Origin of the sequence: Corynebacterium sp. HMSC063A05 (genome assembly GCF_001809695.1) — a bacterium.
Lineage (GTDB): Bacteria > Actinomycetota > Actinomycetes > Mycobacteriales > Mycobacteriaceae > Corynebacterium > Corynebacterium amycolatum.
Window position 1 is genome coordinate 91,594 of record NZ_KV798511.1, and the last position, 15,032, is coordinate 106,625.

The window sequence follows — 15,032 nt, forward strand, 5'->3', positions numbered from 1 at the left end:
GAGCCTCTAATGACCGAGAACGTTTCTGGTGCTTCCTACGCTGCAGCCGGCGTCGACATCGAAGCCGGCGACCGCGCCGTTGAACTATTCGCCCCGATTGCCAAGAAGGCCACTCGCCCAGAGGTCCGTGGCGGGCTCGGCGGTTTTGCCGGCCTGTTTGCACTGGGCAACTACGAAAAGCCGCTGCTGGCCGCATCCTCCGATGGTGTGGGGACCAAGTTGGCCGTGGCGCAGGCCGTCGGCAAGCACGACACCATCGGCCTGGACCTGGTCGCCATGGTCGTTGATGACCTGGTCGTGTGCGGCGCCGAGCCGCTGTTCCTGCAGGACTACATCGCAATTGGCAAGGTCGTGCCGGAGCACGTCGCCGAGATCGTTTCCGGCATCGCCGAGGGATGCGTCCAGGCGGGTTGCGCCCTCCTGGGCGGCGAGACTGCAGAGCACCCGGGTGTGATGGAACCAGGCGAGTACGATGTCTCCGCTACCGGCGTCGGTGTCGTGGAAGAGGACAAGCTTCTCGGCCCGGACCGCGTGCGTGAGGGCGATGTCATTATCGCCATGGAGTCCTCTGGACTTCACTCCAATGGCTACTCGCTGGCTCGCTACGTTCTCCTGGAGAAGGCCGGTCTGGAGCTCGACGGTTACGTCGAAGACTTCGGACGTACCCTCGGTGAGGAGCTGCTGGAGCCAACCAAGATCTATGCGAAGGACTGCCTGGCTCTCATGAACGAGGCAGAGGTCCGCACTTTCTGCCACGTCACCGGTGGTGGATTGGCTGGCAACATGGTTCGCATCATGCCGGAAGGCCTGACCGCTGACATGAGCCGCGCAACATGGACCCCGGGCCCGATCTTCAAGACCATTGCTGAGCTCGGCAACGTCTCCCGCGAGGAGATGGAGAAGACCTTCAACATGGGTGTTGGCATGGTTGCGATTGTTTCTGCAGAGGATCGCGATCGTGCACTGGCTCTGCTGACTGCCCGCCACATCAACGCTTGGGAGCTGGGTACTGTCCGCAAGAGCGAGGCCGGCGAGGATAGGGCTGTTTTACGCGGCAGCCACCCGCGCTTCTAAGCTTTGGCCTTCGGCTGGTCGGGACTGGGGCGGCTGGTCTACTGTGGAGGGTGGCCGACTGCTGAGCCGCCTACATCCGGGTTGAGTAGCTGAGATCCCCAAAACCACGGGCTGCATATGTGAAACTGTGCGAGTTTATGGCACTTCCGAGCCGTTTTTCGGGCTATTTTTGTCATAAACGCAGTCAGTAACTCGGATCGATCCGCCACGGCCGAGCATAATCGGCCGAGCATAAACGCGGTCACTAAGCAAAAACAAGCACCCACCAACGGAATCGTTGGCGGGTGCTTGTTTTATTGAAATAGAAACGCTTTGCGGAAAATACGACAGCGGTTAGCTTACGCTAGCTGTCGCGACCAGCGCCTGAGGCCCATTCCTCCCAGTCAGAGTAATAGTCGTCTCGATCGGACTCGTTCGACTTGCCGACGAGTTCCCGCTGCAGACGCTCCAAGTCCATTTCTGGTGAATCGTACTTGAGCTGACGGGCAACCTTCGCCTGCTTTGCTTTCGCACGGCCGCGACCCATGGCCTGACCCCCTTGTGTAATCCGTGGGACGGCACGGGGATACGGCCGACCCACTTATGTCTTATTGCGTTAATTCCTGTAAGACACCATAGCTGATTTTTAGACGAAGGGGTTACGCGGGGAGGCCCATAGTGGGTTGTGTCCTCGCGCTCAGGCAACTCAATATGTACTGTGAACTGGGGGAATAACCTTTCTGAAAAAGAATGGAAAAAGTTATTTTTTCACCACTCTGTCTGGTGGCTTTACCTATTTCCCGTTACTTATTTCCCACGCAGGCGGTTGATGGCCACACGACCCGGTGGCAGCTGCTCGACGCGGTCGATGGAGGAAGGGTCGACGGCCACGGCGCAGTCACCCACCACAAGGCCCTCGCGTTCCTGCGCCGAGCGCTTAAGCAGAGCCAATGCAATCGGGCCGTAATCGGCATGTTGCACGACGGTGCCTACGCGGCCCACGGCGCGCTTGCCCATCATCACTGGATCGCCGGTTTCCGGCAGAGTAGCTGAGCCGTCGAGCTGCAGCATCACCAAAACTCGTGGGGAGCGACCAACATTGTGGACTCGAGACACAGTCTCTTGGCCGCGATAGCAGCCCTTGTCCAAGTGCACGGCAGCCGTGTCGAATTCAGAGGCAATCCAGCGCGGAGCCTCATGCGGAATCATCTTCTCATCTACATCGATTCCCAGCTCCGGCCGCAAGGAGACTACGCGTTCGGCCTCCCATCCCATCAGTCCAACTGGGGAGGCGCCAGCGGCCATCAGCGCGTCCCAAGCACCGACTAAATCCTGTCGGCGCACGAGCACATCCACACGTCCGCCGCGTGGCCAAGGCAGGTGTCGGACATAGGAATGCCCCACCGTCGTAGCCTTGCCCACCTGCGGGAATGCGAGGCCGGCGGACACCAGTACCTCAGGGGCATCCGGCCCCATGACGGAAATAACCGCCCGTTCTATCTCAGCAATTTCCACCTTGGACCAGAACACCATCATGTTCAGGTACTTCAGCAGGGAGTCGAAGCCAACAGGGGGCACGTCGATAAGCACAGAATCGTCCAAAACAGTCAGCGTCATGTGGTGGAGAACGTGACCGTTGGCATCCAGGTTCAGGGCTTCAGTGACAGTGCCGGGGGTGGCATCGTTGACCTTCTGTGAAAAAAGTGTGTTGAGGTAGGTCAGGCGATCCTCGCCAGTAACCTCAATAACGCGGTAGTACGAGCGATCTACTACTCCGCAGTCCTCTTGTAGATGACGTTGCTCTACCAGTGGACGGCCGTAGTGCCATGCCACGCTAGCTTGCCCTGTGGTTTGCTCGACGTTTTTCGCTGAGGTTCCGTCTGGGGCGTTCTCTGAGGCCTTCTCTAAACCTACCGTCTGTCCGCCCAATTCGAGGGCAGCGGCACCAGCCACGTGAGACATCAAAGGACTTACATACTCAACACTCACTCCCTCATGTTAACCAGAAATCCCCAAATTAAGCATGGATTAAGCTTGTGTGTATGACGGATTCGCTTTCTTCTCTAGTGCTTATCGACGTCTTCGCAGACGGTGGCCCGATTGCTGTCGAGGCAGGACAGCCGTTCCTCTACGCGGACGATCTCGGAGCTATTCGCGGCGACGGAGTTTTTGAAACACTACTGGTCAGGGGTGGTCATACCTGCAATACTGACCGGCACGAGAAGCGGTTCGCATCGTCAGCGCTAATGCTGGATTTGCCAACCCCGGACCTGGAGCAATGGCGGGCGGCTACCGAGGTTGCACTACGGGAGTTGCGCGATAGGTCAATTGAGGGGGATGCGACGTTGCGGTGGGTTTACTCGCGTGGTCGCGAGTCCACTGGAAGGCCGACTGGCTACGTTTTGGCAAGCTCCGCGAAAAAGGTGGCGGAAAATCGCCTGAAGCCGGTATCAGTCATGCTTGCAGAGCGTGGTTTCTCGCTCGACCTTGGCTCCCGTGCACCGTGGGCGCTCATCGGCGCGAAAACGTTGTCATACGCGGCTAATATGGCCGCATTACGCTATGCCAAGTCCAAGGGTTTTGACGATGTCATCTTCACCTCCGCAGAGGGAAAGCTCCTGGAAGGCCCGACATCGACCATCATCGTCCAGCGCGGCAATGAGCTGCTGACCCCCAACCCCGGTGAAGGAGTGCTGCCGGGCACGACTCAGGCAGCGCTGTTTGAAACAGCTGCCAACTGCGGCTGGAAAGTCACTCCGACGGTTCTGGTACCAAGGGACCTATTCACCGCTGATGCGGTGTGGCTAGTGTCCTCGGTGCGCATCGCGGTCGTGGTTAAGTCCATCGATGGTGAGCCCATTCCGCAGCCGGATGTAGCTGCGGAAAAGGAATTCCGTGACCTGTGTGACGAGGCGCTGGCGACGCAGTAGGGCTTGTCGCAGTAGGGTGCCAAAGCCGTAGTGCGCAAAGTAATAGGGCCCCGCAGCCAGGCCACACAGCGCCCGTCGTAAAGCGGGGGAGAACCTAGCCTGCGTAACGCTTGAGCTGCGCGGACATACGGGGAGTGAATTCCTCATCCCGCAGGCGTTCGTCCACCCAGCCGAGATCGTTGTTCGGCATCAGGCCGTAGAGGCGCTTGCCCGGGCCAAGTGATGCTGGACCGGTAGCAGTGACCATTGTGGAGGCTGCCTGCAGCTCCCATGCGCGCTCGGAGACCGGCTTGCCGTAGTAAATCTCAGTGACGCCGGTGGAGTGGACGCAGATGAACTCAATCTCGTCATCGTTGTTGATGCGCCAAAATCCCGTTTCGCGCTGGTCAGGGCCGGTTGGTTTGCCTTCTTCATCCAGCTTCCAGATGCGCGACTCATACTTCAGGTAGTTCTCGCCATCGTGGCTGAAGATAACCTGCTGGCCGAAGTTGTACTCACCGTCGACGACGGTGTTTGCCTGCCCCTCACCGCGCCACACGCCGACCAGCGGCAGTAGTGCCAGCAGGCCGTCGTGAATATTCGGGCCGAAGCGCAGGTTAGCGGTCTCGTCAGGGATCGGGAGCCCCTCAAGCTCAGTGATGTTGCGCGTAGCGGTGCTCTTGGCCTGCTCGGCCGCGCGGTTAATGGCCTCGTTGCCGTCGAGGCGAGGGGCTGCCGCAGCTGCAGGCTCCTGTGCAGCGGCGTCTGTCTGGTTGCTGCCATTGTTCTCGGTCATGCTTCACACTCTACCGCTGAAGCTCTTGTGGCCATGTATGGGCTGTTGGCGCATGGTGCCAACGCTGCAACGACGTTTAACGGCGATGCTTGACGACGGCCTTAGCGACGCACCCGACAGTTCTTCTCCGGCAGCTTCTCCGTGGATTGTGCTGACGCCTCGGCATCCTGTTGTGATGTCGGCGGCATGAAGTTCGTTGGCGACACGGTGCACAGAATCTGTTCGCCTTCGATGGTGATAGAACCGCCCGACACGTACACGCGAGTCGCCGGCATGCCCATCGGTATATCCGAATCTCGCAGTGTCAGAGCGAAGGTGTTCATGATGTGCTGCGTATCAGCCTCAGACAGCTCAGGTTTGACGTGGCTCTTAGAATCCGTTGGGGACGAGGGCGCAGAAATAATCTCCATCGGCGTAATGACCACGTCGCGGCTGACAATGCGCAACTTCGCCGTGACCTGAGTTTTTCCCTGCCATCCGGCTGGTGTGGCCTCGAAAATTGCCTCGGTCTCCCAGCCGCCGGTGGGGGAGGAGTCCTTCAGACTCTGGATGCTCAAGTCCGTCAGCCCCAGCTTGTTGCCCAGAGAGACGCCGTCGAGCGAGAGCTTGGTGAAGTACTGCTTCGTCGGCGACTCTGGGAAATCTCCGCTGAGCACTGCCGATGCTGGGACCTTAACGTTGGACGCTCCGTACTCCAGAGATACCAAGCCGAAGTCGGGTACCTCCACATCGCGGATGCGCGAAGTTACGGAGCTCCACTTACCCGTAACAAAAGAGGACAAGTAGGCCTTGCCACCGATGGCGACGTATGGGGTCATCTCCAGTTGTGCAGTCTCTTGAATATGCTCGGAGAGCTTGTACTCCGCATGGCTGGCGAAGCCCATGTCGGTGGCGATCACCAGCGCGGCAACGGCGAGGATGGAGCCACCGATTTTCTTCTGTCGTCGGGAAATGGACACACTCTATTAGTACCCCATCGCTTTTGGCCCAGCGGACATCGGGGAAGTGTTGAATCCGCGGCTGTGTATAGGGTGGGGCGTATGAACGTAACCGAACTGCTTGACGTAGACACCACCGCCGCCAGTACGCTACTGCAGCGCGCCCACTCCACCGACGGCGTGGAGGCGTTCGGCGAGGCTTTCGTCCGAGGGCTTGACGACGACTCTTTCGGGCATCGACACTTTGCGATTATCGAGAACGACCGTTATTTGGGCCTGGCAGCCGTTGCGCCAGATGCTATGGAGATGGTTGTTGATCCGGAGTTTCGCAGGCAAGGCGTGGGAGCGAAGCTGCTTGCGCACATCGATGCTGAAGTCGGTGAGCGTCTGCCTATCTGGGCTCACGGTGATGTCGCCGGTGCCAGCCGCTTGGCAGAGTTGACGGGACGCAAGGTTGTCCGCGAGCTGTTGCAGATGTCCGTTTCGGGCTCAGCGTTGGAGAAGGCGGCGGGGGACGTCGATAAGCGTGATGATGTTGAAGCCTTGACCCTGACTGCGGCACGTGCGAAGTGGGGCGCGGCAGCGGTAGATCGAGCGTGGTTGGCAGTGAATAACGAGGCGTTTGATTGGCATCCGGAGCAGGGGGGTTGGTCACAGCCACAACTCGATCGCGCTCGGGATGTGCAGTGGTTCGACCCGGAGGGCGTGTTCTTTGCTGCGGATGTGGCCGGGGCGCGCGACAGTGCGGAGGAGATTTGTGGTTTCCACTGGACGAAGTGGCACGCTGAGGAGTCTGTGCCAACTGGTGAGGTCTATGTGATTGGACTGAGCTCGAAGGCGCGCGGACGCGGTCTGGGGCGATGGTTGACCAATGTTGGGCTTTCCCATCTCCGGAGCCGGGGAGCGGAAAAGGTAATTCTCTATGTCGAAGGCGACAATGCTCCGGCAGTGCGCACTTACCGTGCGGTTGGCTTTGAAGTGGCTCGCCGTGATGTGATGTACGGCGCGTAAATGTGACGGTTCGGTTTATTGGAGGCGAGTTGTTGGGGAAGGGCTGAGTTATTGGAGAGGTTATTGGAGAGGGCGAGCTTAGGTTTGTCTCAGTTTTAGGTGGTTTTCCTCTGTCGCGGGGGCAATGATACTTGTGATTTTGGGGAGATGTTGTCCAATCCTCAGTGTTTCAGGGGCGCATTTTAGGGCCTCTTACAGGGGAAATGAGGATAAATAAAGAATTACTTGCGCCGTTCACCGATTGTTAATGTTTTGAACAGGTTCCGGTTACTATCGGTAGATAGGTTCAGCGCAGTGGACCGGAGTGTGGCGGTTCCACGAGAACTGTTTCACTCATTGTGTAAACCCGGAGGATTTACTGTGCTGAAGAAGAACCGTGCGGCATCCGTCATTGGCCTGGCCGCTGTTGCAAGTCTCACCCTGGCCGCTTGTGCTGAAGGGGGAACGCTGCAGGGCGAGGGCGCTACCTCGCAGCAGCGTGCGATGGACCTGTTCGCCACCAAGTTTGAAGAGGCCGGTTCGACCCTGTCGTACAACGCATCTGGCTCTGGTTCCGGTCAAACTCAGTTCATTGCCGGTACCGTTGCTTTCGCTGGCTCCGACTCTCCGCTGAAGGAGAAGGACGGCAAGGACCAGGTTGCAGAGGCTAAGAAGCGCTGCGATGGTAACGACGCATGGCACCTGCCGATGGTTATCGGTCCGGTTGCCGTTGCCTACAACCTCGAGGGCGTTGATGTCACTCTGACCCCGGCACTGGTTGCTGAAATCTTCGACGGCAAGATCACCAAGTGGAACGACCCGAAGATTGCTGAGGTCAACAAGGACGCGAAGCTGCCGGAGAAGGACATCAAGGTTGTCTACCGCTCTGAGGAGTCCGGTACTACTGATAACTTCATGAAGTTCCTGAGCGCAGCTGCTCCGGAGCAGTGGAAGCACGAGGCTTCCAAGTCCTTCCCGACTGCTACTGGACAGGGCGCTAACGGCTCGGCTGGTGTTGTCGACGAGGTTTCCAACATCGACGGTGCTATCACCTACGTTGAGGCTGGTTTCGCTAAGGACAAGGACCTGGGCATCGCCAAGATGGACTTTGGTCATGGCCCGGTTGAGCTGAACAACGACACCGTCGGTAAGGCTCTGGATTCCGTCACGTTCAAGACTGAGGGTCACGACATGGTTGTTGACACCGACGCTCTGTTCGCAATGGATGAGAATGGCGCTTACCCGCTGATTCTGACCACCTACGAAATCGTCTGCTCCGCTGGTTACGACGAGGAGACTCGTGATCTGGTTAAGAGCTTCCTGAAGGTTGTTCTGGAAGAGGGCCAGGGCCCAGAGCTCGAAGAGCTGGGTTACATCCCGGTTCAGGGTGAGTTCAAGGACAAGTTGTCCGCAGCGGTTGACGCTATCAAGTAATTCTTTGCGTGCAACGCGGGTGAAAGCAGAGTTGGTTCTGTTGTTACCCGGTTGGCGCGAGGATTACTTCAGCCGGCCACGCAGATTTGAGCTGTAGGCCGAAAACCTGACGTAGACCGGTTGGCTTTATATATCGACACCTCAGTTGATTGGGTACCGCTCGTAGAGGGGTACTGAGGCCAATCGGTCTTCATGTGCGTTGAAGCACAAATCACTTCTACTTAGGAAATGAGATCATGAGTTCCTCGACTCCCATTGAAGGGAAGCAGGAGGCTGTAGACAGCAGTCTGTTGCAGTCCTCAGCACCGCAGGTGGATTCCTCCGGCGACGAGAGCTCGGAAGAGCAAGCCATTCAGTCCGGCGTTGTTCGTCCTGGTGACCGAATCTTCAAGATTCTGGCGGTAGGATCTTCCGCATTGGTGACTGCTGCCATCATCGCAATTGCAGTGTTCCTGCTCCTGCGCGCAGTTCCGGCAATGTCCCGTAACGAAGCGAACTTCTTCACCTACACCGAACGATGGAACCTGGCGGATACCTCCGCCATGTACTTCGGTATTCCGAACATGTTTCTGGTGACCGTCGCGGTTTCCATCCTGGCGCTGATTCTGGCGATGCCGGTTGCGCTGGGTATTGCCATCTTCCTGACTGCCTATGCTCCAAAGAAGATGGTCAAGCCGCTGGGATACCTCGTGGATTTGCTGGCCGCAGTGCCGTCGATTGTTTACGGTCTGTGGGGCTTTATGGCTCTCGGTCCGGCATTGGCCGGTCTGTACGGGTGGTTGGCTAAGACACTGGGCTTTATCCCGATGTTTGCCCTGTACCCAAACTCACCGGCCTTCGAGACCGGTCGAAACCTCTTCACCGGTGGCATTGTGCTAGCAATTATGATTCTGCCGGTTATCGCGGCTACCACCCGTGAGGTCTTTGTTCAGACCCCGCGTGGTCACATTGAGGCATCGCTGGCTCTCGGTGCGACCCGTTGGGAGATGGTCAAGCTGGCTATTCTGCCATTCGGTCGTTCTGGCTTTATCTCTGGCTCGATGCTGGGTCTGGGACGTGCCCTCGGTGAGACGATGGCTCTGTACCTCGTGATCTCCCCGTCTTCGGCATTCCGTGGTTCGCTTTTCGACGGCGGTACCACCTTCGCAACCGCGATTGCCAATGCGGCACCGGAGTTCAATGACAACCTCAAGGCCGGCGCATACATGTCCGCAGGTTTGGTGCTGTTCTTGCTGACCTTCGTGGTCAACTCCGCAGCCCGAATCATTGCGAAGAAGTAGCAAGGTCGTAGGAAAAGAAACGAGAAGTAACAATGACTAGTTCAACTACTGATTCTTCGCCTCACGGCCCCGCAGACATGGTCCCCACCACGGAGTCGGCATTCACCCAGATTAAGGGTTCCCGCAAGGTAGCGGACAACGTCTCCACGGTCCTCATTTACTGCTGCATGGCTCTTGCCCTAATCCCGCTGGTGTGGGTTCTCTTTGAGCTTGTCGTCCGAGGTACCCCGTCACTGCTGAGTGGTGAGTGGTGGACTGCTTCCCAGCGCGGTGTCACCGTTGGTGCGTCTGCCGGCGGTGTTGCTCACGCAATCGTCGGTACCTTGGTTCAGGCTCTGGTCACAACTCTCATGACCGTGCCGTTCGGTATCTTCGTCGCCATCTACTTGGTCGAGTACGCAGGTAACTCCCGCTTGGGCAAGGTCACCACCTTCATGGTCGACATCCTCTCCGGTGTGCCGTCGATCGTTGCGTCGCTGTTCATCTACTCGATGTGGGTGGTCATGTTCGGCATGAGCCGCTCCGGCTTCGCCGTGTCGCTGGCACTGGTTCTGCTGATGCTGCCGATCGTGGTCCGCAACACCGAGGAAATGTTGCGCATCGTTCCGCACGAGTTGCGTGAAGCCTCTTACGCTCTGGGTGTTCCGAAGTGGAAGACCATTTTGAAGATTGTGCTCCCGACCGCACTGTCGGGCATCGTCACCGGCATCATGCTGGCCGTCGCCCGCGTTATGGGTGAGTCCGCACCGATGCTGATTCTGGTTGCAACCTCGCGAATCATTACCTACAACCCGTTCGGCCAGTCGCAGTCCTCGCTGCCACTGTTCATGCTGGACATGTACAAGGCCGGTAATACCGGTGCGGCATTCGACAAGATGTGGGGCGCAGCGCTCACGCTGGTTCTCATCATTGCCCTCATCAATATCCTGGCGCGCGTCGTATCCGCCAAGTTCTCCGTCAAGAGCAGTTAATGCTGGGCGCCTAACGTCCGCTATTTCAAGGAAGGTTTTCGAAAGACCATGGCTAAGCGCCTAGACCTTAACGATGTCAACATCTACTACGGCGATTTCCACGCTGTGCAGAACGTCGACCTGCACGTCCCGCCGCGTTCCGTTACCGCATTCATTGGCCCGTCCGGCTGTGGTAAGTCCACCGTGCTCCGTTCGCTGAACCGTATGCACGAGGTCATCCCGGGTGCCTACGTCACTGGCGAGGTGCTTCTCGACGGCGAAAACATCTATGGCCCGAAGATCGACCCGGTCTCCGTTCGTAACACCATCGGTATGGTGTTCCAGCGTCCGAACCCGTTCCCGACCATGTCCATCGAGGACAATGTCGTGGCTGGCCTGAAGTTGGCCGGTGTTAAGAACAAGGCTCATCTCCAGGAGGTTGCCGAGAAGTCCCTGCGCGGCGCCAACCTCTGGGATGAGGTCAAGGACCGCCTGGACAAGCCGGGCGGCGGCCTCTCCGGTGGTCAGCAGCAGCGTCTGTGCATCGCACGCGCAATTGCAGTTGAGCCGGAAGTTCTGCTGATGGACGAGCCGTGTTCCGCACTGGACCCGATTTCCACCCTGGCAATCGAGGACCTGATTCACGAGCTGAAGGAAGAATTCACCATCGTCATCGTGACCCACAACATGCAGCAGGCAGCTCGTGTGTCCGATCAGACCGCATTCTTCTCCCTCGAGGCAACCGGTAAGCCGGGTCGCCTGGTCGAGGTTGGCCCGACCAAGAAGATCTTCGAGAATCCGGACAAGAAGGAAACCGAGGACTACATCTCCGGTCGCTTCGGCTAAACGCTTTGCGTATGCCTTAATGGCCAAAATAATCAAAAAGCAAGAGCCCAGTACCTCACGCGTGTGCACGCGAGGTACGGGGCTCTTTTTGTTGTTGCGGTTTATGAGATTGCTATGTCGAGCACATGTTTTGCCACCCGATTGTCTAACCGCGGAGGTGTTTTGTGCCGGGGCACACAGTTTTTGTGGCGGGATCAAACAGTTACTGACTAGGTTTATGTCAGATGAATAACGTTTACTCGCAGTAAAGTGTCATAAACCTAGTCACTTTCTCGGGGTGGGGCGGTGTTTGGCTGGGGCGGTGTTTAGCCTGGTGTGACTTAAAAACGGCTCCACTCCGGCCTGAAACCCGCCGAGCAGTCCAACACCCAGCCCAGCTTAGCAGCACAACACCCAGCCCTCCTGAGCAACCCAACACTCACCCCAGCAGCCTGCAACTTCACGAACCTACATCCGCAGGTGACGCTCCAAGGCCTGCAGGCGTTGGTTAAAGCTGCGCTGGTCGCGCTCGTCCTCAAGCTTGTCCAGGTAGACATCGCGCTTGTAACCGGTGGCCAGGTAAACAATCCGGGCCGCAACCTCGACGGCGTGATCCGCGTAGCGCTCGTAGAAGCGACTCAGCAGGGTGACATCCACCGTCTGCGCGGGGGTGTGTGGCCAATTATCGTCGTTGGTCAGCGTAAACAGGTGCTGATGGATGTCGTCGATGCTGTCATCGGTCTTATCTAAGGCCAATGCCTGGTCAACGTTGTAGTCGATGAGTACCTGACGGGTTTCGTGCGTCATCTGCTCAGATACAGTGGCCATCTCGCGGAAAAATCCCTCCACGGGCTCCGGCAGTGCCTTGTTCGGATGGCGACGTCGGGCAACGTTGGCAATATGCACACTCAACGCGCCCATGCGGGAGATGTCCTCGACAATGTAGAGGCCACTGACAATCTGCCGGAGGTCACCAGCTACAGGAGCTTCGCGTGCCAACAGCTCAAAGGCTCGCTGCTCCGCATCCTGGCGCAGGTCCTCGAGAGAATCAATCTGGGAAAGAACGGTTTCAGCCGAGACTAAATCAGCCTCAAAGAGGGCCTTGTTCGCAAGCTTGTGCATGGATCCAACTCGGTCACACATCACAATCAGGCTGTGGGCCAAGTTGTCCATTTGTTCTCGGTAGACAGTGCGCATGCGTTCCATAGTAGGCAATCCTCAACAAGGTCGCGCGTTAGTGGGGAGCCCCCAATTACCCCTCGTAAAGTTATGTAAACACTCGCTCAGAACCGAAGCTTAGCCACCGGAGTGCATAATCTCCGCGCCTTCAGGCACGGTGTCGTCCTCCGGGTCGTCCAGCCAGCCCTCCGGCAAGACCACCTTTGCAGGGGACCCTTGTCGGCCGCGGGCGCCGTCGGCGTCCTCCGGGCGGGCGTGGGCGCTGGGGCCGTCGTAAAGCGGCGTGAGAATCTCGTCGAGCGTTGCCAGCGAATCGACGCGTGCGAGAGACTTGCGCACCTCGCCGCCTGCCGGGTATCCCCGCAGGTACCAGGCGATGTGCTTGCGCAGGTCGCGGCAACCCTTACGCTCTCCCTCGTGCTCCACGAGCAGTTCCGCGTGACGACGGATAATCCCCGCGACCTCACCAAATGTTGGTGCCGGCGGCACTTCTTTGCCACGCAGCTCGGCGGACAACTGCGCGAATAGCCACGGGCGACCAAGGCAGCCACGACCGACGACGACACCGTCGCAGCCGGTCTCGTCGAGCATTTTGCGGGCATCGGTAGAGGCGAAGATGTCGCCGTTGCCAAGCACCGGGATATTGCTGAAGCCGGAGTCGACCATGTGCTCCTTCAACCGCGCGATCTGCGACCAGTCGGCGTGACCGGAGTAGCGCTGCGCCGCGGTGCGGGCGTGCAGAGCCACAGCCTGGGCACCCATCTCGGCGGCGATGCGGCCGGCATCGAGATGCGTGTGGTGCTCGTCGTCGATACCGACGCGGAACTTCACGGTCACCGGGATGTCGGTGCCCTCCGTGGCCTTGACAGCAGCGGCGACGATGTTGCCGAAGAGGCGGCGCTTATACGGCAGTGCTGAGCCGCCGCCCTTGCGGGTGACCTTAGGTACCGGGCAGCCGAAATTCATATCGATGTGGTCGGCGAGGTTTTCGTCGACAATCATCTTCGCGGCCTCGTAGGTCCACTTTGGGTCAGTGGTGTAGAGCTGCAGGCTGCGCGGGTTTTCGTCGGGCGCGAAGGTGGTCATGTGCATGGTCTTCTCGTTGCGCTCGACCAGTGCTCGCGCGGTGACCATCTCGCAGACATAGAGGCCGGAGACCGTGCCTGTACGCTGCAGCTCCTGCTCGCGGCACAGCGTGCGGAATGCCACGTTGGTGACACCGGCCATCGGAGCGAGTACCACGGGGGAAGCGAGCTCAAAGGGGCCGATGTGCATGTGCGCGGACGTGGCATCGGCGGGCTTGGCGGCGCTGAGTGGACTCGTGGAGGTATCTAACACGTACAGTATTGTGTCACGCTGAACTGCCGTTTTCGAATCTGTTTTGGTCGGCCGGTTGGATTGGTCGTGCGTTTGACTGCGCTCATTTATCCCACGAGTGTTTCAGTAGTTCCATCGCAAGTGTGGGGTGATTATTAAAAGTTAGCGCGCAATTGCTAGGCTATTTTCTTGCGCGGGCCTTTAGCTCAGTTGGTAGAGCTACGGACTTTTAATCCGCAGGTCGCGGGTTCGAGCCCCGCAGGGCCCACAAGCACGCAAAACCCCAGGTGATTAACAGCCTGGGGTTTTGTCGTATCTTGCCTGTTTTGCCCTTTCGCGGCAGCTACTTCTCCCGCTTGTGGTAACCCATTCGCGGCTTGAAGCCCGCGGGGTGCTTGAGCTGCGCGACAGCATCGGCGACTATTAGACGGAAGCGTGGCTTCATAGGTGGCATCTGTGAGATCTGAAACCATCCGACTTCGGTCGATTCGTCGTCAGCGACATGGGGGACGTCGTCGCCAACAACACTGCAGCGCATGGCGATATCCACGTAAGAGGTGACATCGCCATTGGGGTATTCGACAGGGCCGACGGCGCCGGTGCCGAGCAGGGCCTCGACTGTGACATCGAGTCCAGTTTCTTCTTTTACCTCCCGCACGGCGGCGTCGTGAGGCTGCTCGTTTGGGTCGATGATTCCGGTAACTGGAGTCCATTCCCCATTATCGGAGCGGCGAACCAGCAATACCTCAGGCAGGGCGTACATCGGTGCATTCGGCGGAACATCGCGAATGACGACAGCTGTGACACCGGGGAGCCATAGCGGAGCGTGGCCTATTTTTTCGCGGAGCTGAACAATGAAATCCGGAGTTGCCATAGTGACGAGCTTATCGGAGCGCTAATAGTGCTTTCGTAAATAGTAAGAAATTCCAGTTCAGCTGTGGATTTTGGGAAAAGGGTACTTATCCTCTATAGTTCTTTACGTTGCCAAGAGCGCGCGCAAATACAGTGTTCATGCACTGCAGACGTACGCGGAATGTGTCATTGAGTGGCCAGCTCTTTGCAGCGTCAAGTCGGGCTCCCATCGTCTAGAGGCCTAGGACTCCGCCCTTTCACGGCGGCAACACGGGTTCGAATCCCGTTGGGAGTACCACTAAAAATCATGATGGCCCTGTGGCGCAGTTGGTTAGCGCGCCGCCCTGTCACGGCGGAGGTCGCGGGTTCAAGTCCCGTCAGGGTCGCAATTCTAAACACCAGTTCCGGTTGGAGCTGGTGTTTTTTGCTTTTGGTTAGTGGTGCGCTGGGCGTCGGTATGTGGGGGGGACAAAAAGTGGGTTAAGTAAAGAAAAGTGTGTCTTTTCCGG

The 15,032-nt window shown here is 58.2% G+C and carries 14 protein-coding genes and 3 tRNA genes; 10 read left to right on the forward strand and 7 right to left on the reverse strand.

The window, feature by feature from the left end; translation table 11 throughout:
* Window positions 1-9 precede the first annotated feature (9 nt).
* The gene (gene purM, locus HMPREF2651_RS10620) at window positions 10-1,074 is read left to right on the forward strand and encodes a phosphoribosylformylglycinamidine cyclo-ligase (protein WP_049181152.1); all 1,065 of its coding nucleotides are present in this window, start codon (window positions 10-12) and stop codon (window positions 1,072-1,074) included.
* A 343-nt stretch (window positions 1,075-1,417) separates the two neighbouring features.
* Here the strand turns inward: purM and HMPREF2651_RS10625 are convergent, their stop codons facing one another.
* Together HMPREF2651_RS10625 and HMPREF2651_RS10630 are read right to left on the reverse strand one after the other, a co-directional pair.
* Window positions 1,418-1,600, reverse strand: coding sequence for a DUF3073 domain-containing protein (locus HMPREF2651_RS10625; protein WP_005511943.1), 183 nt, complete (start codon window positions 1,598-1,600; stop codon window positions 1,418-1,420).
* 260 nt (window positions 1,601-1,860) lie between these two features.
* Window positions 1,861-3,015, reverse strand: coding sequence for a CAF17-like 4Fe-4S cluster assembly/insertion protein YgfZ (locus HMPREF2651_RS10630; RefSeq protein ID WP_193393894.1), 1,155 nt, complete (start codon window positions 3,013-3,015; stop codon window positions 1,861-1,863).
* An 80-nt stretch (window positions 3,016-3,095) separates the two neighbouring features.
* Here HMPREF2651_RS10630 and HMPREF2651_RS10635 point away from each other — a divergent pair, with 80 nt between their 5' ends.
* Window positions 3,096-3,983 (forward strand): aminodeoxychorismate lyase, encoded by an 888-nt coding sequence (locus tag HMPREF2651_RS10635; protein ID WP_038626480.1) that lies wholly within the window; start codon window positions 3,096-3,098, stop codon window positions 3,981-3,983.
* 94 nt (window positions 3,984-4,077) lie between these two features.
* Here HMPREF2651_RS10635 and HMPREF2651_RS10640 read toward each other — a convergent pair whose 3' ends face one another.
* Window positions 4,078-4,758, reverse strand: a complete 681-nt coding sequence (locus tag HMPREF2651_RS10640) for a heme-binding beta-barrel domain-containing protein (protein ID WP_038626478.1) — start codon at window positions 4,756-4,758, stop codon at window positions 4,078-4,080.
* A 101-nt stretch (window positions 4,759-4,859) separates the two neighbouring features.
* Window positions 4,860-5,717, reverse strand: a complete 858-nt coding sequence (locus HMPREF2651_RS10645) for an LmeA family phospholipid-binding protein (RefSeq protein WP_038626476.1) — start codon at window positions 5,715-5,717, stop codon at window positions 4,860-4,862.
* Between the two features lie 81 nt (window positions 5,718-5,798).
* On the opposite strand from HMPREF2651_RS10645, the gene mshD reads away from it, so the two are divergent.
* The 5 genes from mshD to pstB all read left to right on the forward strand — a co-directional run bounded on the left by mshD (window position 5,799) and on the right by pstB (window position 11,196).
* On the forward strand, window positions 5,799-6,707 hold the full coding sequence (mshD, locus tag HMPREF2651_RS10650; protein WP_038626474.1) for a mycothiol synthase: 909 nt from the start codon (window positions 5,799-5,801) through the stop codon (window positions 6,705-6,707).
* 360 nt (window positions 6,708-7,067) lie between these two features.
* Window positions 7,068-8,120, forward strand: a complete 1,053-nt coding sequence (gene pstS / locus HMPREF2651_RS10655; protein WP_049181150.1) for a phosphate ABC transporter substrate-binding protein PstS — start codon at window positions 7,068-7,070, stop codon at window positions 8,118-8,120.
* A 236-nt stretch (window positions 8,121-8,356) separates the two neighbouring features.
* Window positions 8,357-9,400: a phosphate ABC transporter permease subunit PstC gene (gene pstC, locus HMPREF2651_RS10660; RefSeq protein WP_049181149.1), complete on the forward strand. Its 1,044-nt coding sequence runs from the start codon at window positions 8,357-8,359 to the stop codon at window positions 9,398-9,400.
* Between the two features lie 77 nt (window positions 9,401-9,477).
* The gene (gene pstA / locus HMPREF2651_RS10665; protein ID WP_049181148.1) at window positions 9,478-10,371 is read left to right on the forward strand and encodes a phosphate ABC transporter permease PstA; all 894 of its coding nucleotides are present in this window, start codon (window positions 9,478-9,480) and stop codon (window positions 10,369-10,371) included.
* A 48-nt stretch (window positions 10,372-10,419) separates the two neighbouring features.
* A complete protein-coding gene (gene pstB, locus HMPREF2651_RS10670; protein ID WP_016421380.1) occupies window positions 10,420-11,196 on the forward strand; it encodes a phosphate ABC transporter ATP-binding protein PstB in 777 nt (258 codons plus the stop codon).
* A gap of 447 nt (window positions 11,197-11,643) precedes the next feature.
* Here pstB and phoU read toward each other — a convergent pair whose 3' ends face one another.
* Together phoU and dusB are read right to left on the reverse strand one after the other, a co-directional pair.
* On the reverse strand, window positions 11,644-12,381 hold the full coding sequence (gene phoU / locus HMPREF2651_RS10675) for a phosphate signaling complex protein PhoU (RefSeq protein ID WP_080972852.1): 738 nt from the start codon (window positions 12,379-12,381) through the stop codon (window positions 11,644-11,646).
* A 90-nt stretch (window positions 12,382-12,471) separates the two neighbouring features.
* Complete coding sequence (gene dusB / locus HMPREF2651_RS10680) at window positions 12,472-13,629, reverse strand: tRNA dihydrouridine synthase DusB (protein WP_049181158.1); 1,158 nt, start codon at window positions 13,627-13,629, stop codon at window positions 12,472-12,474.
* Between the two features lie 237 nt (window positions 13,630-13,866).
* Between dusB and HMPREF2651_RS10685 the strand changes: the two genes are divergently transcribed.
* Window positions 13,867-13,939 (forward strand) — tRNA-Lys (locus tag HMPREF2651_RS10685).
* 75 nt (window positions 13,940-14,014) lie between these two features.
* On the opposite strand, the gene HMPREF2651_RS10690 is transcribed toward HMPREF2651_RS10685, so the two are convergent.
* On the reverse strand, window positions 14,015-14,545 hold the full coding sequence (locus HMPREF2651_RS10690) for an NUDIX hydrolase (protein WP_038626468.1): 531 nt from the start codon (window positions 14,543-14,545) through the stop codon (window positions 14,015-14,017).
* A 200-nt stretch (window positions 14,546-14,745) separates the two neighbouring features.
* Between HMPREF2651_RS10690 and HMPREF2651_RS10695 the strand changes: the two genes are divergently transcribed.
* Together HMPREF2651_RS10695 and HMPREF2651_RS10700 are read left to right on the forward strand one after the other, a co-directional pair.
* Window positions 14,746-14,821: transfer RNA gene (locus HMPREF2651_RS10695), tRNA-Glu, on the forward strand.
* Window positions 14,822-14,835: 14 nt separating this feature from the next.
* Window positions 14,836-14,909, forward strand: a tRNA-Asp gene (locus tag HMPREF2651_RS10700).
* Window positions 14,910-15,032: the final 123 nt, after the last annotated feature.